This window comes from Streptomyces flavovariabilis (assembly GCF_000725785.1).
Classification (GTDB): Bacteria; Actinomycetota; Actinomycetes; order Streptomycetales; family Streptomycetaceae; genus Streptomyces; species Streptomyces hawaiiensis.
On the sequence record NZ_JNXD01000002.1, the window covers coordinates 478,776 to 505,677 of the forward strand.

Annotated in this window: 23 protein-coding genes; 7 read left to right on the forward strand and 16 right to left on the reverse strand. The window is 71.5% G+C overall.

Annotated features, from left to right (window positions below):
• Nucleotides 1-52 precede the first annotated feature (52 nt).
• The gene (locus tag IO24_RS0107155; protein WP_031133052.1) at nucleotides 53-2,098 is read right to left on the reverse strand and encodes a serine/threonine-protein kinase; all 2,046 of its coding nucleotides are present in this window, start codon (nucleotides 2,096-2,098) and stop codon (nucleotides 53-55) included.
• Between the two features lie 171 nt (nucleotides 2,099-2,269).
• Here IO24_RS0107155 and IO24_RS0107160 point away from each other — a divergent pair, with 171 nt between their 5' ends.
• Complete coding sequence (locus tag IO24_RS0107160) at nucleotides 2,270-3,313, forward strand: serine hydrolase domain-containing protein (protein WP_031133053.1); 1,044 nt, start codon at nucleotides 2,270-2,272, stop codon at nucleotides 3,311-3,313.
• A 73-nt stretch (nucleotides 3,314-3,386) separates the two neighbouring features.
• Here the strand turns inward: IO24_RS0107160 and IO24_RS0107165 are convergent, their stop codons facing one another.
• Complete coding sequence (locus IO24_RS0107165) at nucleotides 3,387-5,093, reverse strand: glycerol-3-phosphate dehydrogenase/oxidase (RefSeq protein WP_031133055.1); 1,707 nt, start codon at nucleotides 5,091-5,093, stop codon at nucleotides 3,387-3,389.
• Between the two features lie 269 nt (nucleotides 5,094-5,362).
• Here IO24_RS0107165 and IO24_RS0107170 point away from each other — a divergent pair, with 269 nt between their 5' ends.
• A complete protein-coding gene (locus IO24_RS0107170; protein WP_031133058.1) occupies nucleotides 5,363-6,571 on the forward strand; it encodes a nucleotide sugar dehydrogenase in 1,209 nt (402 codons plus the stop codon).
• A 542-nt stretch (nucleotides 6,572-7,113) separates the two neighbouring features.
• Here IO24_RS0107170 and IO24_RS0107175 read toward each other — a convergent pair.
• The 4 genes from IO24_RS0107175 to IO24_RS0107190 form a co-directional block, all read right to left on the reverse strand.
• Nucleotides 7,114-8,238 carry a GuaB3 family IMP dehydrogenase-related protein gene (locus IO24_RS0107175; RefSeq protein ID WP_031133060.1) on the reverse strand — a complete coding sequence of 375 codons (1,125 nt, stop codon included), beginning with the start codon at nucleotides 8,236-8,238 and terminating at the stop codon, nucleotides 7,114-7,116.
• A gap of 103 nt (nucleotides 8,239-8,341) precedes the next feature.
• A complete protein-coding gene (guaB, locus tag IO24_RS0107180; RefSeq protein ID WP_031133062.1) occupies nucleotides 8,342-9,847 on the reverse strand; it encodes an IMP dehydrogenase in 1,506 nt (501 codons plus the stop codon).
• Between the two features lie 155 nt (nucleotides 9,848-10,002).
• Nucleotides 10,003-10,590, reverse strand: a complete 588-nt coding sequence (locus IO24_RS0107185) for a sigma-70 family RNA polymerase sigma factor (protein ID WP_031133064.1) — start codon at nucleotides 10,588-10,590, stop codon at nucleotides 10,003-10,005.
• A 484-nt stretch (nucleotides 10,591-11,074) separates the two neighbouring features.
• Nucleotides 11,075-11,686, reverse strand: a complete 612-nt coding sequence (locus IO24_RS0107190) for a response regulator transcription factor (protein ID WP_003948568.1) — start codon at nucleotides 11,684-11,686, stop codon at nucleotides 11,075-11,077.
• 380 nt (nucleotides 11,687-12,066) lie between these two features.
• Between IO24_RS0107190 and IO24_RS0107195 the strand changes: the two genes are divergently transcribed.
• Entirely contained in the window at nucleotides 12,067-12,396 is a 330-nt protein-coding gene (locus tag IO24_RS0107195; RefSeq protein WP_031133066.1) for a WhiB family transcriptional regulator, read from the forward strand.
• A gap of 64 nt (nucleotides 12,397-12,460) precedes the next feature.
• On the opposite strand, the gene IO24_RS0107200 is transcribed toward IO24_RS0107195, so the two are convergent.
• The gene (locus IO24_RS0107200) at nucleotides 12,461-13,357 is read right to left on the reverse strand and encodes a LysR family transcriptional regulator (protein ID WP_031133068.1); all 897 of its coding nucleotides are present in this window, start codon (nucleotides 13,355-13,357) and stop codon (nucleotides 12,461-12,463) included.
• 80 nt (nucleotides 13,358-13,437) lie between these two features.
• Between IO24_RS0107200 and IO24_RS0107205 the strand changes: the two genes are divergently transcribed.
• The 3 genes from IO24_RS0107205 (at nucleotide 13,438) to IO24_RS0107215 (ending at nucleotide 15,792) form a co-directional block, all read left to right on the forward strand.
• Nucleotides 13,438-14,106, forward strand: a complete 669-nt coding sequence (locus tag IO24_RS0107205; protein ID WP_031133069.1) for an MOSC domain-containing protein — start codon at nucleotides 13,438-13,440, stop codon at nucleotides 14,104-14,106.
• A gap of 94 nt (nucleotides 14,107-14,200) precedes the next feature.
• Nucleotides 14,201-14,974 carry an SDR family NAD(P)-dependent oxidoreductase gene (locus IO24_RS0107210; RefSeq protein WP_031133070.1) on the forward strand — a complete coding sequence of 258 codons (774 nt, stop codon included), beginning with the start codon at nucleotides 14,201-14,203 and terminating at the stop codon, nucleotides 14,972-14,974.
• Between the two features lie 110 nt (nucleotides 14,975-15,084).
• On the forward strand, nucleotides 15,085-15,792 hold the full coding sequence (locus IO24_RS0107215; RefSeq protein WP_031133072.1) for an ester cyclase: 708 nt from the start codon (nucleotides 15,085-15,087) through the stop codon (nucleotides 15,790-15,792).
• Between the two features lie 323 nt (nucleotides 15,793-16,115).
• Here IO24_RS0107215 and IO24_RS45570 read toward each other — a convergent pair whose 3' ends face one another.
• From IO24_RS45570 to IO24_RS0107240, 5 genes are all read right to left on the reverse strand, one after another.
• Complete coding sequence (locus IO24_RS45570; protein ID WP_031133074.1) at nucleotides 16,116-17,165, reverse strand: hypothetical protein; 1,050 nt, start codon at nucleotides 17,163-17,165, stop codon at nucleotides 16,116-16,118.
• Between the two features lie 172 nt (nucleotides 17,166-17,337).
• Nucleotides 17,338-18,963 carry a chaperonin GroEL gene (groL, locus tag IO24_RS0107225; RefSeq protein WP_031133076.1) on the reverse strand — a complete coding sequence of 542 codons (1,626 nt, stop codon included), beginning with the start codon at nucleotides 18,961-18,963 and terminating at the stop codon, nucleotides 17,338-17,340.
• A gap of 121 nt (nucleotides 18,964-19,084) precedes the next feature.
• On the reverse strand, nucleotides 19,085-19,393 hold the full coding sequence (gene groES / locus IO24_RS0107230) for a co-chaperone GroES (protein ID WP_003974211.1): 309 nt from the start codon (nucleotides 19,391-19,393) through the stop codon (nucleotides 19,085-19,087).
• A gap of 169 nt (nucleotides 19,394-19,562) precedes the next feature.
• Nucleotides 19,563-20,312, reverse strand: a complete 750-nt coding sequence (locus tag IO24_RS0107235) for a polysaccharide deacetylase family protein (protein ID WP_037667462.1) — start codon at nucleotides 20,310-20,312, stop codon at nucleotides 19,563-19,565.
• Nucleotides 20,309-21,247 carry a polysaccharide deacetylase family protein gene (locus IO24_RS0107240; RefSeq protein ID WP_167551592.1) on the reverse strand — a complete coding sequence of 313 codons (939 nt, stop codon included), beginning with the start codon at nucleotides 21,245-21,247 and terminating at the stop codon, nucleotides 20,309-20,311. The genes IO24_RS0107235 and IO24_RS0107240 overlap by 4 nt, the downstream gene beginning before the upstream one ends.
• A 119-nt stretch (nucleotides 21,248-21,366) precedes the next feature.
• Here IO24_RS0107240 and IO24_RS0107245 point away from each other — a divergent pair, with 119 nt between their 5' ends.
• A complete protein-coding gene (locus IO24_RS0107245) occupies nucleotides 21,367-22,536 on the forward strand; it encodes a THUMP-like domain-containing protein (protein ID WP_031133082.1) in 1,170 nt (389 codons plus the stop codon).
• Nucleotides 22,537-22,539: 3 nt separating this feature from the next.
• On the opposite strand, the gene IO24_RS0107250 is transcribed toward IO24_RS0107245, so the two are convergent.
• From IO24_RS0107250 to IO24_RS0107265, 4 genes are all read right to left on the reverse strand, one after another.
• Nucleotides 22,540-23,802, reverse strand: a complete 1,263-nt coding sequence (locus IO24_RS0107250; protein ID WP_031133084.1) for an RNA polymerase sigma factor — start codon at nucleotides 23,800-23,802, stop codon at nucleotides 22,540-22,542.
• Nucleotides 23,803-23,915: 113 nt separating this feature from the next.
• On the reverse strand, nucleotides 23,916-24,272 hold the full coding sequence (locus IO24_RS0107255) for a YciI family protein (protein ID WP_031133086.1): 357 nt from the start codon (nucleotides 24,270-24,272) through the stop codon (nucleotides 23,916-23,918).
• A gap of 129 nt (nucleotides 24,273-24,401) precedes the next feature.
• Entirely contained in the window at nucleotides 24,402-25,451 is a 1,050-nt protein-coding gene (locus IO24_RS0107260; protein WP_031133088.1) for an LCP family protein, read from the reverse strand.
• A 73-nt stretch (nucleotides 25,452-25,524) separates the two neighbouring features.
• Complete coding sequence (locus IO24_RS0107265) at nucleotides 25,525-26,877, reverse strand: glycoside hydrolase family 10 protein (protein WP_031133089.1); 1,353 nt, start codon at nucleotides 26,875-26,877, stop codon at nucleotides 25,525-25,527.
• Between the last annotated feature and the right edge of the window lie 25 nt (nucleotides 26,878-26,902).

The window sequence follows — 26,902 nt, forward strand, 5'->3', positions numbered from 1 at the left end:
CCGCATTGCGGGGATGCCAGATCTCACTCCCCAAACCCGGGGCGCCTCATGCTCAGGACTTGGGTTCGAAGGTCTTCGTCAGCGTGCGCCACGTCTCCTTGCGCGACTCGCCGTCCCAGCCGGCCGCCTTCGCCGTGTACATCAGCGCGTACCCCTGCCGGTCGTCGACCACGAAACCCCGGTCGATGGTCCGGTACTTGGTGCCGCCCTCCGTGTAGGTGAACTCCCAGTCGGCCGTGTTCCAGCCTCGGTAGTCCACCTTCTCTATGCGGATCTTCTTGTACTGCGCGCGCACCATGTAGCGCTCCTGGCTCTTCCAGTCCGCCACCGGGTCGCCCTTGGGCGTGGACGTCCAGGCGATGAGCAGCTTCTGCCCGTCGGGCCCGGTGAAGCGGTCGCCCGCCGCACCCGTGGACTGGTACTTCCACCCCTTCGGCAGGCCTATCGAGTACCCCTGGTTCCCCTGGTGAGTCGATTCCGCCGCGGTGCCCTTGGCGCCGGAGCCGCCCTCGCCCGAAGAACCGCTCGCCTGGCCGCTCGGCGTGCTGTCCGAGGCGGGGTCGGACGGCGTGGACCGGGTCTCCCCGCCGTCCGTGCCGGTGCCGTCGGCATCGTCGCCCTTGGTGTCGGCGCTGCCGGACGCCGTGGCGACGCTCTTCCCGCCGCCCTTGCCGGAGGCCCCCTCGGCGTCATTGCCGTCACCGCTGAGCGCGATGGCGAGCACGGTGCCGATCACGGCGAGCACCACGACCACCGCGATGATCATCAATGTCCGGCGCGGCACCACGTCGGTGAGCGGCGCCCGGGGCACCGGCCTCGGCGGCAGGTCCGGCGGCGGCACGACGGGCCATCCCGAACTGCGCCCCCCGGATGCCGTCTTGGCCTCCGACCCACTCCGCCCACCGGCGCCGGCAGCCGCCGAGCCCGACTTCGCCCCGGACGCACCCGCGGCCCCGGCCCGGCCCGCGCCGCCGTCCGACTCGGCGGAGGCCGTGTCCGCCGGTCCTGTAGAGCCCTTGCCGGCACCGGACTCGGCAGCGGCGGCCGATCCCGCGGCAACCGATCCCGAAGCGGCCTTGCGCACGGAACGCAGCGCGCCGCGCAACCGCTCCCCGGCCTCCTCGCCCCGCTTGCCCCCGGACCCGGAGGAACCGCTCTTGCCCGAGGACCTGTCCGGCTGCGCCGGCAGCGGCACGACCTTCGTCGCGTCCATCGGCTCGGGCTCGGCCGTCTCGCGCGCGTGCAGGACCGAGTTCAGCATCGCCCGGGCCCCCGCGTCGTCGAGCCGCTGCGCGGGGTCCTTGGTGAGCAGCCCGTGGATGACGTCCTTCAGCGGGCCCGCGTTCTTCGGCTCCTCCAGCGGCTCGGTCATCACGGCCGTGAGGGTCGCTATGGCCGACCCCTTGTCGTACGGCGGCGCACCCTCCACCGCCGCGTACAGCAGCCCGCCGAGCGACCACAGGTCGGCCGCCGGGCCCGGCTTGTGCCCGCGCGCCCGCTCCGGGGAGATGTAGGAGGGCGCGCCGACGAGCATGCCGGTCGAGGTGATGGACGGGTCGCCCTCGACCTGGGCGATGCCGAAGTCGGTGAGCACGACCCGGCCGTCCTCGGCGATCAGCACGTTCGACGGCTTCACGTCGCGGTGCAGGATGCCCTCGCGGTGGGCCGACCGCAGCACGTCGAGGACGGCGAGCCCGACCTCGGCGGCGCGCTTCGGCTCGAGGAGGCCGTCCTCCCGGATGACCTCGGCGAGCGACTTGCCCTCGACGAGTTCCATGACGATCCAGGGCCGGTCGTCCTCCTGGACGACGTCGAAGACCGTCACGGCGCTGTTGTTGCGGATGCGCGCGATCGCCTTGGCCTCGCGCAGCGTCCGCGTGATCAGCCGCCGCTTCTCCTCCTCGTCGATGTTCGTCGGGAACCGCAGCTCCTTGACGGCGACCGTCCGCCCGAGGGTCTCGTCCTGGGCCCGCCACACCGTGCCCATGCCTCCGCGGCCCAGTACGTTGCCCAGCCGGTAACGCCCCGCGAGGAGACGCTCCCTGTTGTCCTGACGAGTGTCCTGACGAGATGTGCCCGCCCGCTCCGCCTCCGACATGCGTCCCCTCATGCAACCCGCCCTGACAGAGCCTCCATTGTCTCTCACCCGACAAGTGCCCGGTGCCCAGGGGCCCCCTGGCGTGCGCCCGCGGCACCGCCCCCCGGCAACCCGGGTGCGGCCCGCCCCACGAGGCCTTGCATGATGGGCCCTGACCAGGGAGGAACCCGCATGCCGCCGTTTCGGACATCGCTGGCCCTGCCGGTGGCCGTCGCCCTCCTCGGTCTGCCGCCGGCCGACTCGTCCGCCCTCTCGATGCCGCCCACCGACGCGGTGCTGCGGCTGATGGTGACCCAGGGCAGAGCCCCGGCCGCGGCCCTGCTGGCCCGGGAGGGCGCCACCACCCACTATGCCGCTGCCGGTTCGGGAATCGCCCGGCCGGACCATTTCCGCGCCGGCAGCATCACGAAGACGTTCATCGCGACGGTCGTGCTGCAACTGGACGCCGAGCACCGGCTGTCGCTGTCCGACACGGTGGAGCAGCACCTGCCGGGCCTGGTGCGGGGAGCCGGCAACGACGGCCGCGCGCTGACCCTGCGCTCCCTGCTCACCCACACCAGCGGCCTGCCCGACTTCACCGCGGCCACCGACGGGACCGCACCCGTCACGCCCCGTCAGGCCGTGAACATCGCTCTCACCCACCCCCCGGCCGAACGTGGCCGCTTCTCCTACTCGAACACCAACTACGTCCTGCTCGGCATGGTCATCCAGCAGGTCACCGGCCACTCGTACGCCACGGAGGCGGAGCGCCGCATCATCACTCCCCTGCGTCTGACGGGCACCTCCTTCCCCGGATCCCGCTCCTCGCTGCCCTCTCCGCACGGCCGCGCCTACGCCGCCGACGGAACCGACGTCACCGAACTCGACCCGCGGGCGGCCGGCGCCGCGGGCGAGTTGGTGACCACGCTCGCCGACCTGGACCACTTCTACAAGGCCCTGCTCGGCGGCCGGCTGCTGCCCCCGCGCCGGCTGCGGGAGATGCTCGACACCCGAGCCGCACACGGCGCGTACGGCATGGGCCTGTTTCCCGAGAAGCTTCCGTGCGGCACGACGGTGTGGGGGCACAACGGGCACATATCCGGCAGCTACGTGCGCACCGCAGCCACCGTCGACGGCCGGCGTGTCCTCACCTTCCGCGTGAACACGGACGCGATCGCAGATCCCGGTCTCGAACCCGCGGTGCTCGCCGCCGAGTTCTGCCCCCGCACCTCGTAGAACGACCGGGTTCCGGACGGAGATCCCGTTTCCAGACACTCGTTCGGGTGATGTCCGGCCGGACCCGGCACGCTCAGAGAGGCACGATGTCCGGCGCCCCCAGCCGCGCCGCGTCCGCCGTCAGGTCGTCCGGCTGCCGCTGTGACTCCCGCTCGGCCTCCACCCGCTTCTGGTAGTGCTCGACCTCGCGCTCGATCTGGTCCTTGTCCCAGCCGAGCACGGGCGCCATCAGCTCGGCGGCGTCGCGTGCGCTGCGGGCGCCCCGGTCGAAGGTCTCGATCGAGATGCGCGTCCGGCGGGTCAGCACGTCGTCCAGGTGCCGCGCCCCCTCATGGGAGGCCGCGTACACGATCTCGGCGCGCAGATAGTCGTCGGCCGCCACCAGCGGCTCGCCCAGCGACGGATCCTCGGCGATGAGCGCGAGAAGCTCCTCGGTCATCGTCCCGTAGCGGTTCAGCAGGTGCTCGACGCGCACCACATGGAGTCCGGTCCGGGCGGCGATCCGCGCCCGCGCGTTCCACAGCGCCCGGTAGCCCTCGGCGCCCAGCAGCGGCACGTCCTCGGTGACGCACTCGGCGACGCGCATGTCGAGCCCGTGCACCGCCGCGTCCACCGCGTCCTTGGCCATGACCCGGTACGTCGTGTACTTGCCGCCCGCCACGACGACCAGCCCGGGCACCGGATGCGCCACGGTGTGCTCGCGCGACAGTTTGCTGGTGGCGTCCGACTCGCCCGCGAGCAGGGGTCGCAGCCCTGCGTACACGCCCTGGACGTCGTCCCTCGTGAGCGGCACCGAGAGCACCGAGTTCACATGTTCCAGCAGGTAGTCGATGTCCGCGCTGGACGCGGCCGGGTGGGCCTTGTCGAGGTCCCAGTCGGTGTCCGTGGTGCCGACGATCCAGTGCCGGCCCCAGGGGATGACGAACAGCACCGACTTCTCCGTGCGCAGGATCAGGCCGGTCGTGGAGTGGATCCGGTCGCGCGGCACGACCAGGTGGATGCCCTTGGACGCCCGGACGTGGAACTGGCCGCGCTCCCCGACCATCGCCTGGGTGTCGTCCGTCCACACGCCGGTCGCGTTGACGACCTGCTTGGCGCGGATCTCGTACTCGCCGCCCGCCTCGACGTCCTGCACCCGCGCGCCGACGACCCGCTCGCCCTCACGCAGGAAGCCCGTCACCCGCGCGCGGTTGGCGGCCTTCGCGCCGTACGCCACCGCCGTGCGCACCAGGTTCGTCACGTACCGGGCGTCGTCCATCTGGGCGTCGTAGTACTGCAACGCCCCGACCAGGGCGTCCTTCTTCAGGCAGGGGGCCACGCGCAGGGCGTGAGAGCGGGTCAGGTGGCGGTGCATCGGCAGACCCCGGCCGTGACCGCGCGCCATGGACATGGCGTCGTACATCGCGACGCCCGAACCCGCGTACAGCCGCTCCCAGCCCTTGTGCTGCAACGGGTACAGGAACGGCACGGGCTTCACCAGATGCGGGGCGAGCCGCTCCAGCAGCAGGCCGCGCTCCTTCAGGGCCTCGCGGACCAGCGCGAAGTCGAGCATCTCCAGATAGCGCAGCCCGCCATGGATGAGCTTGCTGGACCGGCTGGAGGTGCCGGACGCCCAGTCACGCGCCTCGACCAGACCGGTGGACAAACCCCGAGTCACCGCGTCGAGCGCGGTGCCCGCACCGACCACGCCTGCACCCACGACCAGCACGTCCAGCTCGCGCTCGGCCATAGATGCGAGTGACTCGGCGCGCTGCGCCGGTCCGAGTGTCGCTGTCCTCACCGCTGCCTCCCGCTCGTCGGTCACGCCGACCGCGCCCGTCGGGTGCGGCCTCGTCCCTTTCCCCCTGCCCAGATTCTGACCGGGTTGCCCGACTTCAGCCACCACGGGCCCGCAGCCTGTGGACAACGCTCACGGAACACTCACCGAAACTCGGCCAGGCAATCCCGCATATCGGTCATATTTACTCCTAGTCTGACATTGCGCTCGCCTGTCCTGTCCACAGGGCTTGCGCACCTGTCCCACTTCGGCTATCGGGAAGGACGGCCGCCATGCCCGCAGATCTCGCCGTCATCGGACTCGGCGCGTACGGCCTGCCCCTGGCCCAGGCCGCCGTCGCCGCCGGCATCCCCACCATCGGCTACCGGACCGGACCCGAGGCGGGCTCGCTCAGCCCCGCCGAACTGCGCCGGATGCTCTCGGGGGGCTTCCGGCCGACCACCGACCCGGCCGAGCTCGGCCGGGTGCGCACCGCGGTCATCTGCGCACCGACCCCGCGGGGGGCGGACGGCGAGCTCGACCTGAGCCAGCTGGAAACAGCCGCCCGCACTCTGGCCGCCCACCTGCGCCCGCACACCACGGTGATCCTGGAGTCACCCGTGTACCCGGGGGCGACCGAGGAATTCCTGCGTCCGCTCCTCGAAGAGGGCTCCGGCCTGCGCGCCGGCCGCGACTTCCACCTCGCGTACTCCCCCAGCCGCGTCGACCCCGGCAACCGCGACGTCACGCCCGCCACCACCCCCAAGGTCATCGGCGGCCTCACCCCGGCCTGCACCGAGTCGGCCGCCGCGTTCCACTCACGGCTGACCGACAAGGTGGTACGCGCGCGTGGACCCCGCGAAGCGGAGACCGTGCAGCTGCTGGAGACCAACTACCGGCACGTGAACATCGCCCTCGTCAACGAGATGGCCGTCCTCTGCAACGACCTGGGCGTCGACCTCTGGGACGTCATCCGCTGCGCGGAGACGAAGCCGTTCGGTTTCCAGGCCTTCCGCCCGGGCCCCGGCGTGGGCGGCCACTCCGTCCCCCAGGACATGACCACCCCCGGCGGCCGCGGCCTGCGCATGGTGGAACTGGCCCAGCAGGTCAACAGCCGCATGCCCGGCTACGTCGTCCAGCGCGCCGCCACACTCCTCAACGAACACGGCAAGTCGGCCCGGGGCGCGCGCGTGCTCCTCCTCGGCGTCACCTACAAGCCCGATCTCGCCGACCTCCAGGGCACTCCCGCCCAGGAGATCGCCCTGCGCCTGATGGAACTGGGCGCGGCGGTCAGCTACCACGACCCGTACGTCCCCGCCTGGAGCGTCCTCGACCGCCCCATCCCCCGCGTGGACTCCCTCTACGAGGCAGCGGCCGACGCGGACCTGACCATCCTGCTCCAGCAGCACCGCACGTACGACCTGCAGGGCCTGTCGGTGAAGGCCCAGCTGCTGCTGGACACGCGGGGGGCAGCCCCTACTGGGGCGGCGCATCGGTTGTGAAGGGGGGCGCGCGGGGTGCGTGAACCCTTGGGCTGGTGGCATGCGACGCACGGCGCGGGTACCTTACGGAAGCAGGTGGAGCCCACCTCAGCGGTCACTGCGGCAGGCTCCTGGATGGATCACGGAGTGTCCGCCCCTACGTCTTCTGGGGGCGGACACTCACCATCCGAAAATCCGCAAGATCCACCTCCTCCGGCACTGCACCATCCGAAGACGGCATCGGTCCCAGCGGGTGGGCTTGCGGTGACGTCCCATGGGCGCCCCCTTCCACGACGCCGCCCATTGACCCGGTGGACGGCACGTCGGAATTCGGTCCGGGCCCCGAGGGCGGGGTCCGGACCGTGTCCTTGGAAGGGGGCACCCAGAAGAATCTGGGCGCCGATCAGGACACTAGCGCCTCGAAACCGCCCTCAACGGGGTCAACCGCCCTGAAGGCATCCGAGCGCCCCCCGACGGCAACACGCGCCCCTCAAGCCGGTGGACATGCAAAAGGGCCCAGCCACTCCCCCGAGTGACCAGGCCCTTCTCAGCGTCGAGACGGATTACCGCCGGTGCTGTGAGTCCGCCACCGTCACCTCGACGCGCTGGAACTCCTTGAGCTCGCTGTAGCCGGTCGTGGACATGGCGCGGCGCAGGGCGCCGAAGAGGTTCATCGAGCCGTCGGGAGTGTGGGACGGGCCCGTGAGGATCTCCTCCAGCGTGCCGACGGTGCCGAGGGCGACCTTCTTGCCGCGCGGGAGTTCCTCGTTCACGGCCTCCATGCCCCAGTGGTGGCCCTTGCCCGGGCCGTCCGTCGCCCGCGCGAGCGGGGAGCCCATCATGACGGAGTCGGCGCCGCAGGCGATCGCCTTGGCCAGGTCGCCGGACCAGCCGACACCGCCGTCCGCGATCACGTGCACGTACCGGCCGCCGGACTCGTCCATGTAGTCACGGCGCGCCGCGGCCACGTCGGCGACCGCCGTCGCCATGGGGACCTGGATGCCCAGCACGTTGCGCGTGGTGTGTGCCGCGCCGCCGCCGAAGCCGACCAGCACACCGGCCGCGCCGGTGCGCATCAGGTGCAGGGCGGCGGTGTACGTGGCGCAGCCGCCGACGATCACCGGGACGTCCAGCTCGTAGATGAACTGCTTCAGGTTCAGCGGCTCGTGCGCGCCGGAGACGTGCTCCGCCGAGACCGTCGTACCGCGGATGACGAAGATGTCCACGCCCGCGTCCACGACGGCCTTGGAGAACTGGGCGGTGCGCTGCGGGGAGAGCGCGGCGGCGGTGACGACGCCGGAGTCGCGCACCTCCTTGATGCGCTGCCCGATCAGCTCCTCCTTGATGGGGGCCGCGTAGATCTCCTGCAGGCGGCGGGTCGCGGTCTCCGAGTCCAGCTCCGCGATCTCGTCGAGCAGCGGCTGCGGGTCCTCGTAGCGCGTCCACAGGCCTTCGAGGTTCAGCACGCCGAGGCCGCCGAGCTCGCCGATGCGGATCGCGGTGGCCGGGGAGACGACCGAGTCCATGGGGGCGGCCAGGAAGGGCAGCTCGAAGCGGTAGGCGTCGATCTGCCAGGCGATCGAGACCTCCTTCGGGTCCCGCGTACGGCGGCTGGGGACGACGGCGATGTCGTCGAAGGCGTACGCCCGGCGGCCGCGCTTGCCGCGCCCGATCTCGATCTCAGTCACGTCTGTGGCCTTTCCCTGATGCGTTGCAGCGTCTTCCAGTATCGCCGACGGGCACGGCGAGGGCGGCCCCGGATGCTCCGGAGCCGCCCTCGGAAGGCCGGGCCTACTTGTTGCGGCTGTAGTTCGGCGCCTCGACCGTCATCTGGATGTCGTGCGGGTGGCTCTCCTTGAGGCCGGCCGACGTGATGCGCACGAAGCGGCCCTTGGTCTCCATCTCCTCGATGGAGGCGGCGCCCACGTAGCCCATCGTCTGGCGCAGACCGCCGACGAGCTGGTGCAGGACGTTGGCCAGCGGACCGCGGTAGGGCACCTGCCCCTCGATGCCCTCGGGCACGAGCTTGTCGTCGGCGCCGACCTCGGCCTGGAAGTAGCGGTCCTTGGAGTACGACTTGCCCTGGCCGCGGGACTGCATCGCGCCGAGCGAGCCCATGCCGCGGTACGACTTGAACTGCTTGCCGTTGATGAACTGCAGCTCTCCCGGGGACTCCTCGCAGCCCGCGAGGAGGCTGCCCAGCATCACCGTGTCGGCGCCGGCGGCCAGGGCCTTGCCGATGTCGCCGGAGTACTGCAGGCCGCCGTCGCCGATCAGCGGGATGCCCGCCGGACGGGCCGCGAGGGACGCCTCGTAGATGGCGGTGACCTGCGGGACGCCGATACCGGCGACCACGCGGGTGGTGCAGATGGAGCCGGGGCCCACGCCCACCTTGATGCCGTCGACACCGGCGTCGATCAGCGCCTGGGCGCCGTCACGCGTGGCGACGTTGCCACCGATCACGTCGACGCCCACGCTCGACTTGATCTTCGCCATCCAGCTGAGGGCGTTGCTGTTGTGGCCGTGCGAGGTGTCGACGACCAGGAAGTCCACACCGGCACCGGCGAGCGCCTGGGCGCGCTCCAGTGCCTCGGGGCTGGCGCCCACCGCGGCGCCGACCAGCAGCCGGCCCTCGGCGTCCTTCGCCGCGTTGGGGTACTGCTCGGCCTTGACGAAGTCCTTGACCGTGATGAGGCCCTTGAGGACACCCGCGTCGTCGACCAGGGGAAGCTTCTCGATCTTGTGGCGGCGCAGCAGCTCCATGGCGTCGGCGCCGGAGATGCCGACCTTGCCGGTGACCAGCGGCATCGGGGTCATGACCTCGCGCACCTGACGCGTGCGGTCGGTCTCGAAGGCCATGTCACGGTTGGTGACGATGCCGAGCAGCTTCTTGTTGCCGTCGGTGACGGGGACGCCGCTGATGCGGAACTTGGCGCACAGGGCGTCGGCCTCGCCCAGCGTCGCGTCGGGGTGCACCGTGATCGGGTCGGTGACCATGCCGGACTCGGAGCGCTTCACCAGGTCGACCTGGTTGACCTGGTCCTCGACGGAGAGGTTGCGGTGCAGCACGCCGACGCCGCCCTGGCGGGCCATCGCGATCGCCATGCGGGACTCGGTCACCTTGTCCATCGCCGCCGAGAGCAGCGGGATGTTGACCCGGACGTTGCGGGAGATGCGGGACGAGGTGTCGACCGCGTTGGGGAGCACCTCGGATGCACCCGGCAGCAGCAGCACGTCGTCGTAGGTCAGCCCGAGTGTCGCGAATTTACCGGGCACTCCGTCGACGTTGGCAGTCATGACACCTTCCCCAAATGGCCTTGATCGGTGCGGATGTCCATGCTAACGGGAAGCACGGCTGTCTCATTCCACGGTTCCGCCCGGCTCCGGGCCTCGTATGTTCGTACGGAAGCGGCGCACCGCCTGTTCAACTGAGGGGTTGTTCAAGCACAGGGCTACTGCTCGGCCAGCGCGCGCAGCCGGCTCAGCGCCCTGTGCTGAGCCACCCGGACCGCTCCGGGTGACATTCCCAACATCTGGCCGGTCTCCTCGGCCGTCAGTCCCACCGCGATCCGCAGCAGCAGCAGCTCCCGCTGGTTCTCGGGGAGGTTGGCCAGCAGCTTCTTGGCCCATTCCGCGTCGCTGCTGAGCAGGGCGCGCTCCTCCGGGCCGAGGGAGTCGTCCGGGCGCTCGGGCATCTCGTCGGAGGGGACGGCCGTCGAGCCGGGGTGGCGCATCGCCGCGCGCTGCAGGTCGGCGACCTTGTGCGCGGCGATGGCGAAGACGAACGCCTCGAAGGGGCGGCCGGTGTCCCGGTAGCGGGGCAGTGCGAGGAGCACCGCCACACAGACTTCCTGGGCGAGGTCCTCCACGAAGTGCCGGGCGTCGCCCGGGAGACGGGACAGACGGGTGCGGCAGTAGCGCAGGGCCAGGGGGTGGACATGGGCGAGCAGGTCGTGCGTCGCCTGCTCGTCCCCGTCGACCGCGCGGTGGACGAGCGCACCGATCGCGCCCTGGGCCTGGGCCGCCTCGTCGTCGCGCATCGGTCCATGGTGCCTTGCGGCCGCCGGCTCCGCGGCACCGCGCCCGTTGTTGTGCACCGAAGCGTTATGAGCAGGTGCGCCGGCACTCATCCCCTGCGCCCTCCCCTTCCGCTCGACCGACTCGTCCCCGAGGAACTCCACACCCTCAAGGATGCGGCATCCGCGGCGAAACGAGCAGCGGGCACCCGGTGGCCCCCCGGTGCACCCGCGCCCACCTGGCTTTCCGTGCCCTCACCTCGACCGCTGGGACCTGCCGTTCGGATCATCCCGGGGATGTGGATCCCCGCCTGCGCCCTCCCGAGCTCTCGGCCTGGCTCGGGCAGGGGCAGATCCCTGACGGCACTGTCGCCCGCCGTCGGCTTCGGTCCACGCGGGTGCGGCTCGCGCGGGGACATCCGCATGCCCCCGCCCTCCGGCCCTGGCCGCGGGCCGCGCGTCGAAGCCGGCCCGGTCCGAAGGACGGGCGCGATCCGAACGACAGGCCCTAGCGCACCAGACCCCACCGGAAGCCGAGCGCCACGGCGTGGGCCCGGTCCGAGGCGCCGAGCTTCTTGAACAGGCGCCGCGCGTGTGTCTTGACGGTGTCCTCGGAGAGGAACAGCTCACGGCCGATCTCCGCGTTCGAGCGGCCGTGGCTCATGCCTTCGAGGACCTGGATCTCACGCGCCGTGAGCGTGGGCGCCGCACCCATCTCGGCCGAGCGCAGCCGGCGCGGGGCGAGCCGCCAGGTCGGGTCGGCCAGGGCCTGGGTCACCGTCGCGCGCAGTTCCGCGCGGGAGGCGTCCTTGTGCAGATAGCCGCGGGCACCGGCGGCGACCGCGAGGGCCACGCCGTCCAGGTCCTCGGCGACGGTGAGCATGATGATGCGCGCACCGGGGTCGGCGGACAGCAGCCGCCGGACCGTCTCGACGCCGCCCAGGCCGGGCATGCGTACGTCCATCAGAATCAGGTCCGAGCGGTCGGCCCCCCAGCGGCGGAGGACTTCCTCGCCGTTGGCCGCCGTCGTCACGCGCTCTACGCCGGGCACGGTCGCGACCGCACGACGGAGCGCCTCTCGGGCAAGCGGGGAGTCGTCGCAGACGAGGACGGATGTCATGACCGCCCTCCGCAGCTGATGCGCGTCACCTTGAGCCTCCAGGCTGGTACGAAATCGTCACCTGTGCGGTCGACCGGCTCGGACGCCCGCCCGAGCACTTGTTCCTTCAACCGCCTCACACTCTCAACGACGGTCACTCGAAAGAGTTACGGGGGCGGCTGCCATCTTCGGCACTCTACGTGAGGGGGCGGACACGGTGCAGACATGCGCAACGGACCCTCGAACTTTCATCACAACCTATGCCCCATTCAGACCCATTTCTTCCGCTTTGCCGGTGTCTGGGGCTAGATTCGCAATGAGTCATATTTTCATCTCCTTAGATCGTAGTTGTACGGTCGTAGACACCGGATCCGCCCAAAACGGCTACAAGGGGTCACGCAATGGCAGATTTCTCCCGCCTTCCCGGACCGAACGCGGACCTGTGGGACTGGCAGCTGCTGGCTGCCTGTCGCGGGGTGGACAGCTCGCTCTTCTTCCATCCGGAGGGTGAGCGCGGTGCGGCGAGGAGCGCTCGTGAGAACTCGGCCAAAGAGGTCTGCATGAGGTGCCCGGTCCGTGCCGAGTGCGCCGCCCACGCGCTGGCGGTGCGTGAGCCGTACGGCGTGTGGGGCGGGCTGACCGAGGACGAGCGCGAAGAGCTGATGGGGCGGGCGCGCAACCGGCTGGTGTCGGCGTCGGCATCGAGCGGGCACACCGCCTCGAACAACTGAAGGAACGTTTCTGCGAACAGGCACGCGCACGCGTGCCGTTGGTTTTTGGCGCGCGTGGGCCGCGCTAGCGGCGGGCGGCCCGGGCCAGCTGGTCGAGCGTCGCCGCCACGGCCGGAACCTGCGCGAGGTCGGGCAGGGTGAGCGCGACGATCTCCCGCCGCACCGCCGGTTCGAGCCGCACGGTGCGCACCCCCCGGGGCCGTACCGACTCGACGGCCAGCTGGGGCAGCACGGCCACGCCCAGACCGGCGCCGACGAGGCCGACGACGGCCGGGTAGTCGTCGGTCGCGAAGTCGATGCGCGGGGTGAAGCCGGCTGCCGCGCACACCTCGACCAGCTGTCCGCGGCAGCGCGGACAGCCCGCGATCCACGGCTCCTCGGTGAGCTCACCGATGTCGACGGACTCCGCGCCCGCGAGCCGGTGCCGCTCCGGCACGAGTGCGACCAGCCGGTCCGACAGCAGCGGCCGTACGACCAGGTCGTCCCACTCCTCGGCGCCCGCCGCCCCCTCGTAGCGGAAGGCGAGCGCCACGTCGCAGTCGCCCTCCCGCAGCAGGCCGACGGAGGCGGGCGGCTCGGCCTCCTCCAGGGAGACGCGGGTGCCGGGGTGCGCCTCGCGCAGGGCGGCGAGGGCCGTGGGGACGAGGGTGGAGCTGCCGCTGGGGAAGGAGACGAGCCGGACCCGGCCCGCGCGCAGCCCGGCGATGGCGGCGACCTCCTCCTCCGCGGCCGTGAGCCCGGCGAGGATCCCGGCGGCGTGCCGCACCAGGGCCTCGCCGGCCTGGGTCAGGCGCATCTCCCGTCCGGTGCGGATGAGCAGAGGCGTGCCGACGGAGGTTTCCAGGGCCTTCATCTGCTGGCTGACGGCGGGCTGGGTGCAGCCCAGCTCGCGGCCCGCGGCGGAGAAGGAGCCGGTGGTCGCGACGGCGCGCAGGACGCGGAGATGACGAGCTTCGATCACCCTTCGAGGATAAGGGACCCTTTGATACCGCTCCCAATATTGCGTCGACGCTTTGGGGACCGGTCGCCTACCGTGCGGGCATGAAGCTTCTGTCAGTGAATCTGGGCCGTGCCGAGGCCGTGCCGTACACGGACAACCCGGAGGGCGTGACCGGGATCGACAAGCGGCCGGTGGTCGGGCCGGTGCGGGTGTCCGCGCCCGGGCCCAAGGGCGTCGGCGGGAGCGGGCTGGCCGGTGACGCGGTGTGCAAGCTGGAGCATCACGGCGGCGACGACCAGGCCGTGTACGCCATGGCCCGTGAGGACCTGGACGAGTGGGAGCGCGAGCTGGGCCGCACACTGGCCGACGGCGCCTTCGGCGAGAACCTCACCACCCGGGGCCTGGACGTCTCCGGGGCGCTGATCGGGGAGCGCTGGCGCATCGGGCCGGAGGTGGTGCTGGAGGTCACCTCCGGGCGGATCCCGTGCCGTACGTTCCAGGGCCATATGGACGAGAAGAGCTGGGTGAAGCGGTTCACGCAGCGGGGCGCGCCGGGGGCGTACCTGCGGGTGATCTCTCCCGGGGAGATCCGCGCGGGCGATGCCGTCGAGATCGTGCACCGGCCCGGCCACGACGTGACCGTGGCCCTGCAGTTCCGGGCGGTGACGACCGAACGGACGTTGCTGCCGCGGCTGCTGGCTGCGGGCGATGCCCTGCATCCGGAGTTGCTGAGGACGGCACGGGAGTACGAGGAGGAGTACGGGGCCTGACGGCCGCTCACCACGCCCGTCTCCACCGACCCTTCACCACGGCCGGCCCCACGGGGAAGCGGATGCACACCGTCCGGGTCACTAACCTTCTGCCATGACAACGGCTCTGATTACGGGATCGACGGCAGGCATCGGGGCCGCGTTCGCGCGGCGACTGGCGTCCGACGGACACAACCTGGTGCTGGTGGCCCGCGACACCAAGCGGCTTCGGGAACAGGCGACCGAGCTGCACGACCGGCACGGCATCGAGGCGGAGGTGCTGACGGCCGACCTGGCCGAGGACAAGGGCATCGAGGCGGTGGCCGGACGCCTCGGCGACCGCAAGAACGCCGTCGACCTCCTGATCAACAACGCCGGTTTCGGCAACAAGGGCCGCTATCTCGACGTCTCCATGGCCGACGAGCTGCGGATGCTGAAGGTGCACTGCGAGGCGGTGCTGCGGCTGACGTCGGCGGCGACCGCGGCCATGCGCGAGCGCGGCCGCGGCGGCGTCGTCAACGTCGCCTCGGTGGCCGCCTTCGTCCCCCGGGGCACCTACGGCGCGTCCAAGGCCTGGGTCGTGCAGTTCACGCAGGGCGCGGCGCGCGACCTGGCCGGCAGCGGCGTACGGCTGATGGCGCTCTGCCCGGGGTTCGTGCGCACCGAGTTCCACGACCGGGCCGGGATGGGCACCGACACCATCCCGGGCTGGATGTGGCTCGACGCGGACAAGCTGGTGGCGGCGGCGCTGCACGATCTGGCGCGCGGCAAGACGCTGTCCATCCCGGACCCGCGCTACAAGGCCCTGATGGGGGCGGCGAAGCTGGTGCCGCGGGGGATGCTCGGGGCGGTGTCGTCCAGGACGGGCCGGAAGTACGGGCCGCAGTAGGGGCGGGCGGCCGGCCCGGCCCGCTCTCGCCGGCCCGCCGGGAGGCACCCGTCCTTTCCCCTTGGGACAATGGAGCTGTTCAGCCGGACCCAGGGGCCGGAGGCGAGGCCATGACCTTCGTACAGCTCATCGAATGCAGGACCAGCCGGCTCGACGAGATGAACCGGCTGATGGACCGGTGGGTCGAGCAGACCAAGGGGAAGCGGACCGCGTCGCACAGTGTCGTGGCGAAGGACCGCTCCGACGGCTCGCACATCGTCGAGATCGTGGAGTTCCCGTCGTACGAGGAGGCGATGCGCAACTCCGGGCTGCCGGAGACCGACCGGATCTTCCAGGACATGGTGGCGCTCTGTGACGAGACGCCGACCTTCACGGACCTGGACGTGGTGCGGGACGAGCAGCTGTACACGGCCACCGCGCGCAGGTTCTTCGAGCTCGCGCCCGGCCAGGGTGACGCGCCGCCGATGAACGACGTGTTCATCGAGGACTACCACGACCACGATCCCGCCAACGTGCAGGACGTCATCGGGCTGGACGCGGTCCGGCGCGAGGTGGAGGAGTGGCGGGGCGGGTTCGACTTCTCGTTCACCATCGAGGACCAGATGGCGCAGGGCGACCGGGTGTGCACCCGGTGGACCTTCCACGGGCGCCACACGGGCGACTTCCTCGGGATCCCGCCGACCGGGCAGGACGTCACCATGACCGGGACGACCATTCACCGGTGCACGCCGGACGGGAAGATCGCCGAGGGCTGGTGGCAGTACGACCGGCTGGGGCTGATGCAGCAGCTCGGGGCGCTGGAGCCTACGGAGCTCTGACCCCGCGGCCCACAAGCCCCTTTCGGTCCATGTGCAGCCAGCCACCGACCGGCCGCGGCAGTCCGCGGCCGGGCCCGGGACCTGTGGGTCAGCGAGCCGGACGGGGCCACCTCCGCATCCCGTCGTCGTCCCGCCGCAGCCGGTGGAGGGCGGGCAGGCGGCGACCCATGGGCGGACGGCAACGAGGATCGGGACTTCACCCTCCGGTTCGGAGGCACCACGCGCCGCGTACACGTCACCGATCAGAAATCCCGCCCGGCATCACCGAACCATGGCAGCGACGCCTCACCGACGCCGGTCCTGACGGGGACGGCGTCTCGTGCCTAGTCGCCTCCGCCACCGCCTCCTCCGTCCCCGCCACCACCGCCGTCGCTGCCGCCCCCGTCGCCCCCGTCCCCGCCGTCGCTGCCCCAGCCGTCGCCGCCGCCGGGTTCGTTGTCGTCGCGGTCCCTGCCGAGGTTGCTGAACCAGGGGCGCTCCCAGGTGTCGTCGCCCGTGTTCCGGCGGGAGCTCACAGCGCGGAACCTGGCCAGGCCCGTCGTGTCGCCGAGGCCGAAGGACACCGCGACCGCGTGGGCCATCACGGCGTCCAGGGGGTCGGGGCTCTCGTGGCGTACGTCGGCCAGCGGCAGCAGCACCGAGCCGGGCGGGGGGCCGGGCCATCGCGAGGGGCGGGTCAGCAGCGCGACCCGCTGGTCGTCGCGCAGCAGCCACGAGCTCTCGGCGTTCTCGCGGCGCAGGGTCCAGAGCAGGCCCGGCAGGCGGATCTCGACCTTGCTCTTGGACTTGCGCACCTTCTTGCGCAGTTCGAGCCGTGCGGTGACGTCACCGACGGCCATGACCAGGCCGTTGGCCGGGTCGGCGGTGTCGGGGCGGTAGCCGTACGGCGCCCACAGGCGCACGGCGGGGGCGTGCGGGCCCCAGACGTCCACGCGTACCGAGCGCCGGTCCACGGCGACGGTCACCCGTCCGGCAGGGCCGGGCGCGTGGCGGCGCGCGATCCACAGCGGTACGCCCTCCGCCTGCGCCCGTGCGGCGAGGTCGGCCACGTGGTCCGGCCCGCCGCACCTGCGCACCGCCAGTTCGCCCAGCGCGTGGGCGAAGTCGGCAGCCTGACGGGCTTTCAGGGGGGTGGTGGTGCCGGTCACGCGGGTGACCGGGACGACGCCGGGGCCCTGCGGCAACGCGCCCAAGGGGCGTTCGGCGCCCCCGCCGCCGAGCCAGCAGCCCCGCAGGAACGCTTCTGCCATGGCGGCGAGGTTCAGCTCGTCCAGCAGGGTCGTCCTGCCGCCTCTGCGCAGTCCGTCCTCGGTGAGCCGCACCGTCCGCGCCAGCGGGTTGCGGGACCGTTCCCCGTAGAGCACCTGGTTCATCCCTACCCCCTCATGATCCGACTGCTGTGTGGGTAGACCGCCGCCGCCCCCGGTGCGGTTCCCTGACCGGCGCGGGACGGCACGGCGAAGGCCCGGCAGCCCCGTCTTCGGGGTGCCGGGCCTTCGCTCGGGCTCGGGCGAGCTGACGTCGTCAGCCCTCAGCCGTCATGCGTCAGTGCGCGTGGCCGTGGCTGTGACCACCGGCGGCCGGCTCCTCCTCTTCCTTCTTCTCGACGACCAGGGTCTCGGTCGTGAGGAGGAGGGAGGCGATGGAGGCGGCGTTCTCCAGGGCGGAGCGGGTGACCTTGACCGGGTCGATGACGCCGGCCTTCACCAGGTCGCCGTACTCGCCGGTGGCGGCGTTGAAGCCCTGGCCCTTGTCGAGCTCGGCGACCTTGGAGGTGATGACGTAACCCTCCAGGCCGGCGTTCTCGGCGATCCAGCGCAGCGGCTCGACGGCGGCCTTGCGGACGACCGCGACACCGGTGGCCTCGTCGCCGGTCTTGCCGAGGTTGCCCTCGAGGACCTTGACGGCGTGGACCAGCGCGGAGCCACCACCGGAGACGATGCCCTCCTCGACCGCGGCGCGGGTCGCGGAGATGGCGTCCTCCAGACGGTGCTTGCGCTCCTTGAGCTCGACCTCGGTGGCGGCACCGACGCGGATGACGCACACGCCGCCGGCCAGCTTCGCGAGGCGCTCCTGGAGCTTCTCGCGGTCCCAGTCGGAGTCGGTGGACTCGATCTCGGCCTTGATCTGGGCGACGCGGCCCTGCACGTCGTCCTTGTTGCCGGCGCCGTCGACGACCGTGGTGTCGTCCTTGGTGACGGTGACGCGGCGGGCGGAGCCGAGGACGTCGAGACCGACCTGGTCGAGCTTGAGGCCGACCTCCTCGGAGACGACCGTGGCGCCGGTGAGGACCGCCAGGTCCTGCAGCATCGCCTTGCGGCGGTCGCCGAAGCCGGGGGCCTTCACGGCGACGGCGTTGAAGGTGCCGCGGATCTTGTTCACGACGAGGGTGGACAGGGCTTCGCCCTCGACGTCCTCGGCGATGATCAGCAGCGGCTTGGAGGCGTTGGACTGGATGACCTTCTCCAGCAGCGGCAGGAGGTCCGCGATGGCGGAGATCTTGCCCTGCGTGATGAGGATGTACGGGTCGTCCAGGACGGCTTCCATGCGCTCCTGGTCCGTCACGAAGTACGGCGACAGGTAGCCCTTGTCGAAGGCCATGCCCTCGGTGAAGTCCAGCTCCAGACCGAAGGTGTTGGACTCCTCGACGGTGATGACACCGTCCTTGCCGACCTTGTCCATCGCCTCGGCGATGAGCTCGCCGACCTGGCTGTCCTGCGCGGACAGGCCGGCGACGGCGGCGATGTCGGACTTCTCGTCGATGGGCCGGGCGGTCGCGAGGAGCTCCTCGGAGACCGCGGCGACGGCCGCGTCGATGCCCTTCTTCAGGGCGGCCGGGGAGGCACCGGCGGCGACGTTCTTCAGGCCCTCGCGTACGAGCGCCTGGGCGAGCACGGTCGCGGTGGTCGTACCGTCACCCGCGATGTCGTTGGTCTTGGTCGCCACCTCCTTGACCAGCTGGGCACCGAGGTTCTCGTACGGGTCCTCGACCTCGACCTCGCGGGCGATGGTCACGCCGTCGTTGGTGATGGTGGGAGCGCCGAACTTCTTGTCGATGACGACGTTGCGGCCCTTGGGGCCGATCGTCACCTTGACCGTGTCGGCAAGCTTGTTGACGCCGCGCTCGAGGGCGCGACGGGCGTCCTCGTCGAACTTCAGGATCTTCGCCATGGGAGCGGTTCAGCCCTCTCGGAAAACGTGGGTGAAACGAACCGCGCCCCCGACGCCCGGCTTCATAAGGTCGCGGGGGCCAGGGGCGCAGTTCGCTGCAATGCTGGTGATGCCGGGTGAATTACTTCTCGACGATCGCGAGCACGTCGCGGGCCGAGAGGACGAGGTACTCCTCGCCGTTGTACTTCACCTCGGTGCCGCCGTACTTGCTGTAGAGCACGACGTCACCGACGGAGACGTCGAGCGGAAGACGGTTGCCGTCCTCGAACCGGCCCGGGCCCACGGCCAGGACGACGCCCTCCTGGGGCTTCTCCTTGGCGGTGTCCGGGATGACCAGGCCAGAGGCGGTGGTCTGCTCGGCGTCGAGCGGCTGGACCACAATGCGGTCCTCGAGCGGCTTGATGGCAACCTTGGAGCTGGTGGTCGTCACGATCCGACCTCCCCCTTCGGAGATCTCACGGGGTTAACTGTCTGAGGTGGCGACCAGGTGGATCCGTCGTCGCGGGTGCCGGACCTGCCCGTCGCTGTGTTGGCACTCTCCAGTGGGGAGTGCCAGAGCCGAGACTATGACTGCGATTAGCACTCGGTCAAGCGGACTGCTAATTGCCGCCCGCGCGTCGGCCAGGTCTTCTCTCCAGGTGGTCCTCCAGCCGCCCCACCCGCAGCCCCCGTTTCCCGATCACCCGCAGCAGGCGTTCGGTCCGTTCCGTCAGGGTCAGGGACCCGGTCTCGGCGGACGGCACCGAGACGATGTCGCCGGGGCGCAGGCCGGGCTCGCCCCGGGTGTACGTCAGTTCTCCGGCGGCGTTCAGGGACGCGCGCCACAGGACGACGGCGGTGATGCCGCAGTCGGCGGCGGCGCGCAGGGTCGTCGTGTCGTAGGTGCCGTAGGGCGGGCGGAAGAGGCGGGGGCTGATGCCGAAGCGGGAGCGGAGCTTGTGCTGCTGGCCGCAGATCTCCGCACGCTGCCCTGCGAAGGGCAGGCCGCGCAGGGCGGAGTGGTCGAGGGTGTGGTTCTGGATGGACACCCCGACCGCGCGCAGCCGGGCGAAGTGGCCGTAGCCGGGCCCCACGACGCTGTCCGTGAGGAACATGCTGACCGGGAGCCGCCGTTCGCGGACGAGGCCGACGAAGCGGGGGTCGCGTTCGGCGCCGTCGTCGTAGGTGAGGAAGACGACCGGGTCGCGGGTGGGGACGCGGTCCACGACGGGCGGCAGCCGGCGGGGATCGCCCACCACGCGTGCCGGGTCCTGCGCCCGGCCGTCGGCGACGCCCGGCCGCTCCCCCGCCGCGCCTGCGCAGCCGGCCAGCAGAGCCGCGCACAGGGCGGCGGCGGCCGGCCGCCTCACAGGTAGTCCTCCAGCCGTCCCACCGCGTACCCCTGAGCCGTGACCTTGTTCAGGAAGCGGCGGATCATGTCGGCCATCGAGCCCTTCCACTGGTCGCGGCCGCGGAAGTGCGTGAGGACGATGTCGCCCGGGTGCAGCCTGCGGTCCGCCTCGCGGTACTCCCAGCGGTCGGCGAAGACCTCCTCGTTCCACAGGGGCACGTGCGTGATGCCGCAGGCCTTGGCCGCGCGCAGGGTCGCCCGGTCATAGCTGCCGAAGGGCGGACGGAAGAGGGCGGGGCGTTTGCCGAACCGCTTCTGCATGTAGCGCTGCATGCCGCAGATCTCACGCTTCTGCGCGCGGTACGACAGGCCGCGCAGGTTGGGGTGATGGAGGGTGTGGTTGTTCAGGACCACGCCCCTGGACTGCATCTTCCGGAAGTAGCGGGTGTCGTCCTTGACCAGGTAGCCGCTGAGGAAGGCCGTGTACGGGATGTCCAGGTCGCTCATCATCCGCAGGAACGCCCGGTCCTTCTCGGCGCCGTCGTCGATGGTGAGGAAGACGACCTTGTCCCGGGTGGGGACCGTGGTGAAGACGGGCGGGAGCTTCCGTTCCCGGTGGCCGTCCACCTCGAACCCCTTGCGGGTCTTGATCCTGGGCTTCCTCGCGGGGGCCGGCGGCGCGGCCAGCGGGACCTTGCGCAGGTCCCAGCGGTGCGCGGCGGCGACCCGGGCGGCGTGCGCGGCGCGCAGCTTGGTGGCGTAGGAGTCGAGCGCGCGGGCCGGGGGCGCGTCGAGGGGCTGCTGGCCGCCGGCCGGGGCGACCTGGTCGCTGCCGCCGTCCTGCGCACAGCCGGAGGCGATGGCGGCGAGGACGAGCACGGCGACGCCGATCCGTACGCCTGCGGGCACACGCCCCGATGCCCGGCTTTTGTCATTTTGTACGACTGCTCGCATGATGCCGGATCCTCGCAGCCCCCTCCCGCCGGACCCGGCCCGACACCGCGGCCGGTGCCCCACCATCCACCGACTGGCCCACACGCCTCCCGCCCGCCGCCGTGGCCGACAATGATCCGGTGAACGACCTCGCTCCCCTCCTCACGCCCGAAGGCCGCGCCCTCCTCGACGAGGTGCGGGACACCGACCCGGCGCAGGAGCTGGCCGTCGCGACCCGGCTGCGCCGCGAGCACCCCGCCGAGCTGGTGTCGGCGGCGCTGGGCCAGGCGCGGCTGCGGCAGCGGGCGGTGGTGAAGTTCGGGGCCGAGGACGCGGCCCGGATGTTCTTCACGCCGAACGGGGTCGAGCAGTCGACCCGGGCGAGTGTCGCGGCCTACCGGGCCCGTCGCATGGCCGACCTGGGCATCACCTCGGTCGCCGACCTGTGCTGCGGCATCGGCGGCGACGCGATCGCGCTGGCCCGCGCCGGAATCCGGGTACTGGCCGTGGACCGGGACCCGCGGACGGCCGCAGCGGCGCGGGCCAACGCCGACGCGCTGGGGCTGGCCGGCCTCGTCGAGGTGCGCGAGGCGGACGTCACGGACGTGGACACGGCCGGGTTCGACGCCGTGTTCGTCGACCCCGCCCGGCGTGGCGGCCGCGGCCGGATCTTCGACCCCGAGGCCTACTCACCGCCCCTGTCCTGGGCGGTCTCCGCCGCCCGCCGGGCCTCCCGGGCCGCCGCGCTGAAGATCGCCCCCGGCGTCCCGCACGAGGCGGTCCCCGAGGACGCCGAGGCCGAGTGGATCTCCGACGGCGGGGACGTCAAGGAGGCGGTGCTGTGGTTCGGCACCGAGCCGGGGGCTGTCCGGGCGACCCTCCTGCCGGGCCCCCGTACCCTGCTCTCCCGCGGCCTGCCCGACCCGGAGGTCCGCCCGCCCGGCCGCTACCTCTACGAACCCGACGGCGCCGTCATCCGCGCCCACCTGGTGGCCGAGGTGGCCGACCAGGTCGAGGGCGGGCTGCTCGACGCGACCATCGCGTACGTCACGGCCGACACCCTGCACCCGACCCCGTACGCCACGGCCTACGAGATCACCGACCATCTGCCCTTCAACGTCAAGAAACTGAAGGCGCTGCTGCGGGAGCGGCAGGTCGGCACGCTGACCGTGAAGAAGCGGGGCTCGGCGGTCGAGCCGGAGGAGCTCCGCAAGAAGGTCAAGCCGCAGGGCCCGCACGCGGCCACGGTGTTCCTGACCCGGGTCGCGGGAGCACCGGCGATGCTCATCGGGCACCCGGCCCGGGCGTAGCCGTCAGGACTGCTCCGCCGCCCGCCTCAGCAACAGTTCCCGCTCCCGCTCGTTCCGGGTCAGGGACGCCGCCCGTTCGAACTCGGCCCGGGCCTCTGCCAAGCGGCCGAGGCGGGCGAGGAGGTCACCGCGGACGCTGGGCAGCAGGTGGTAGTCGCGCAGGGCGGGGTCGCCGGCCAGGGCGTCGACCAGGGGGAGGGCCTCGGCCGGGCCCTCGGACATCGAGACGGCCACCGCGCGGTTCAGTTCCACGACCGGGGACGGGGAGCGGGCGGCCAGGAGGCCGTAAAGGGTGGCGATGCGGGACCAGTCGGTCTCCTCGTACGTGTACGCGTACGCGTGGCAGGCGACGATGGCCGCCTGGAGGAGGTACGGGCCCGGGGCGCCCGAGGAGGTGGCCTCGGCCCGGCCCAGTGCGGCGATGCCGCGGGCGATGAGCATGCGGTTCCAGCGGGAGCGGTTCTGGTCCTTGAGGAGGACCGGCTCGCCGGAGGGGCCGGTGCGGGCCGCCGTACGGGACGCCTGCAGCTCCAGGAGCGCGGTGAGGCCGTGCACCTCGGGTTCCTTCGGCATGAGGGCCGAGAGCACCCGGGCCAGACGCAGCGCGTCCTCGCACAGGGACGGGCGGAGCCAGTCGTCGCCGGCCGTGGCGGCGTACCCCTCGTTGAAGATCAGGTAGATGACGTCGAGGACCGAGCCGAGGCGGGCCTCGCGGTCGGGGCCGTGGGGCACCTCGAAGGCGATGTTCCTCGTCGCGAGGGTGCGTTTGGCGCGGACGATGCGCTGCGCGATCGTCGCTTCCGGGGCCAGGAAGGCGCGGGCGATCTCGGCCGTGGTCAGGCCGCCGAGCAGCCGCAGCGTCAGGGCGGTGCGGGCCTCGGTGGACAGGACCGGGTGGCAGGCGGTGAAGACCAGGCGGAGCAGATCGTCGTCGATGCCGTCAGGGTCATGGAGAACCCCGGGCTCCTCCGGGGGAGCCGTGGCCGACAGGTCCCGGCCGATCTCCGCCAGCTTGCGGGCGTAGTTCTCCCGGCGCCGGACCAGGTCGACGGCGCGGTGGCGGGCGGTCGTCATGAGCCAGGCGCCCGGGTTCTCGGGCACCCCGTCCCGCGGCCACTGCTCCAGCGCCGCGACCAGCGCGTCCTGCGCGAGTTCCTCGGCGATGCCGACGTCCCGGACGACCCGGGTGACGCCGGCGATGATCCGGGGCGACTCCATACGGAAGACGGTCTCGATGGCCTCGACGGCCCGGTCGGGCCGGGGCATAGGGGGTTGGGTCGGCTGCGGATCCGGGGTCGGCTGCGGGGCGGCCGGGGTGGGCTGCGGGGTCACAGCCCACCATCAGACACCCGTGGTGCCGCCCGGCCAAGCGGGACCGGTCAGTCCTCGGTGATCTGCCGGACCTCGGCGGTGATCGTCCAGTAGTCCTCGTGCAGGGACAGGAACCGCTTGGTCCATTCGATCGCCTCGGCCTTGTCCTTGCACTGGCTGATCGAGTAGCCGCCGATGACTTCCTTGGACTCGGTGAACGGCCCGTCGGTGACGGACAGCTGCCCGCCCTCCCAGGTCACCCGGCTGCCGTCCGAGGTCGGCGTGAGCCCTGCTGTGTCGAGCATGACGCCCGCCTTGGTGATCTCCTCCAGCAGGTTGCCCATCCGCTCCATGAGTTCGGGGCTCGGTCCCTCGGCGGGGGCGTTCTTCTCGTCGATGCGGATCAGGGTGAGAAAGCGCGGCATGGTGACTCCTCGGGGTCTTCCAGGCGGGGCTCTTCCCCGCTCTCACCCCTGCGTCGATCGGGAGACGGCCGGATCGACATGCTCGCGGAATTTTCTTCGGGGAATTTTTCGGCGCCTCGTTTGCGCAGGTCAGCGCAGCGACTCCCACAGTTTCCCCGCCTCCGGCTCCTCCGCCACCACCCGGTTGGGGTCCGACGGCGCCCGCACCACGGGCATCATCACCGTCCGCACCCCACTCGCCGAGAGGCCCTTCAGGCTCTGTCCGAGCCGGGTCAGTTCGGTGAGGGAGTCCAGGCCGGTGTCGGTGGTGAGGCCGGCGGTGACCGTGTCCGCGACGCGGTACAGCCTGGCCGGGTCGGTGAGCAGGTCCTGGGAGGCGATCTGTTCCAGCAGGGCCTTCACCAGCTTCTGCTGGAGGCCTATGCGGCCCAGGTCACTGCCGTCGCCTATGCCGTGCCGGGTACGGGCGAGGGCGAGTGCCCGGGTGCCGTCCAGATGGTGGGTGCCCGCCTTCAGCCGGAGACGGCTGTCCTCGTCGGCGATGTCCTCGTCCGTGGTGACGGTGACACCGCCGAGTGCGTCGACCAGCCGGGCGAAGCCGGAGAAGTCGATCTCGAGGTAGTGGTCCATGCGGACGTTCGTCATCGCCTCGACCGTTTTCACCGCGCACACCGGGCCGCCCACGTCGTACGCGCTGTTGAACATGGAGCGGTGAGCGACTGCCGTCGACCCGCCGGACGGGCGCGGGCAGGACGGGCGGGTGACCAGGGTGTCGCGGGGGATGCTCACCACCGTCGCGCTGGTCCGCCCGGCGTCGAGGTGGACGACCATCGCCGTGTCGGAGCGGGCGCCGGAGCTGTCGCCGCCGCCGAGCCTGCGGTTCTCCTTGCCGCTGCGCGAGTCCGAGCCGAGGACCAGGATGTTGAGGGCCTCACTCGGCAGGGCCGGGGCCCAGGGCGACGGTGTCGTCACCGGCTTCGGCGGCCGGTCGTCGCCCAGCGCGTTGTCGATGTCGACGCCGGTGATGTTGTCGCTGAGGTGCCAGTAGGCCCAGCCCGCCGCACCGGCGCCCAGCACCAGCGTCCCCGCCAGGGCGAGGCCGGCGATCTTCAGCGCTCTCGACCGCCGGCCCACTTCACTGCCCTCGTCCCCGTGGTGTCCCGTCACGGGCAGGAACATAAGTCCGAATTATTACGGGCAGGGAGCTCAGGGCGCCTTTTCTTCGGAAATTCTCAGATTTCAGGACCGTGACTCACCCCAGCGTCACCACCGGCACCGGATTGCTCCCGTTCCACGAGGCGTTGAACCCGAACGTCACGGAACCACCGTCCGGCACGGAGCCGTTGTAGGGGGCGTTGGTACAACTGACCGCCGCGCCCGACTGCGTACAGTTCGCGTTCCAGGCCTGGGTGATGCGCTGCCCGGCGCCGAACGTCCAGTTCGCCTTCCATGACGACAGCGAGGCGCCCGAGCAGGCGATCCGCACCTGGCCCGTGTAACCGCCGCTCCACTGGCTGGTGACGCCGTAGGTCGCCGTGCAGGCGTCCGTCGGCGGCGGGGTCGTCGTCCCGCCGAGCGCCTCAGCGATGGCGTGGTACGCCGGTTTCGGCTGGTAGTTCTCGTCGTACGGCGTGGCCGCGCCCTGGCCGGGGAAGGTGTCCGGGATCCAGGAGTCGGAGTCGGTGAAGCCCCAGACGGTGACGCCGGTGCAGCGCGCGACCGCGACACAGGCGTTCATGACGGCCTGGTAGTCGGCGGCCTGCTGGGTCAGCTTCGCCTGGGTCGACGGCAGCTGCATCCGGATGTCGAGCTCGGTGATCGCCACGTCGATCCCCAGGTCGGCGAAGCGCTGGATGTTCTGCTGGAGCGTCGAGGGCACCTGGCCGACGATCAGATGGGCCTGCAGTCCGACCCCGTCGATCGGAACCCCTCGCTCCTTCAGGGACTTGACCAGGTTGTACAGGGCGGTGCTCTTCGCGTTGACGCCCTCGACGTTGTAGTCGTTGATGTACAGCTTCGCGCTCGGGTCGGCGGCCCGGGCCCAGGTGAGGGCCTGCGCGATGTAGTCCTGGCCGAGGGTGTCGTGGAAGAGGGTCGGGCGGTGGGTGCCGTCCTCGTTGAAGGGCTCGTTGACCACGTCCCAGGCGGCCAGCCGGCCCTTGTAGCGGCCGACCTCGGTGGCGATGTGGTCCTGGACGATGGCGCTGAGCTGGTCCCGGGTCCAGCTGCCGCTCGTCAGCCAGTCCGGGTTCTGCTGGTGCCAGAGCAGGGTGTGGCCGCGGACCTGCTGGCCGTGCGACTCGGCGAAGTTCACGATCCGGTCGGCCTCGCCCCAGTTGTGGCTGCCCCGGCTCGGCTCGACCGAGGCCCACTTCATGGCGTTGCCGGGGGTGAGCCAGTTGAATTCGCGCCCGGCGATCTCGCCGTAGGTGCCGGTGAGCTTGGAGCCGGTGACGGCCGTGCCCATGACCTTGCCCTTGGCTTCGGCGAGGCCGCGCAGGGGTGTGTCGGCGGCGTGCGAGGCGGGGGCCGCGAGCAGCAGGGAGCCGGCCGTGACGACTGAGGCCAGCAGGGATGTCAGTAAGCCGGATCTCAGGGATCTCATGTGCGGGTGCCTCCGAAAGTTTCGG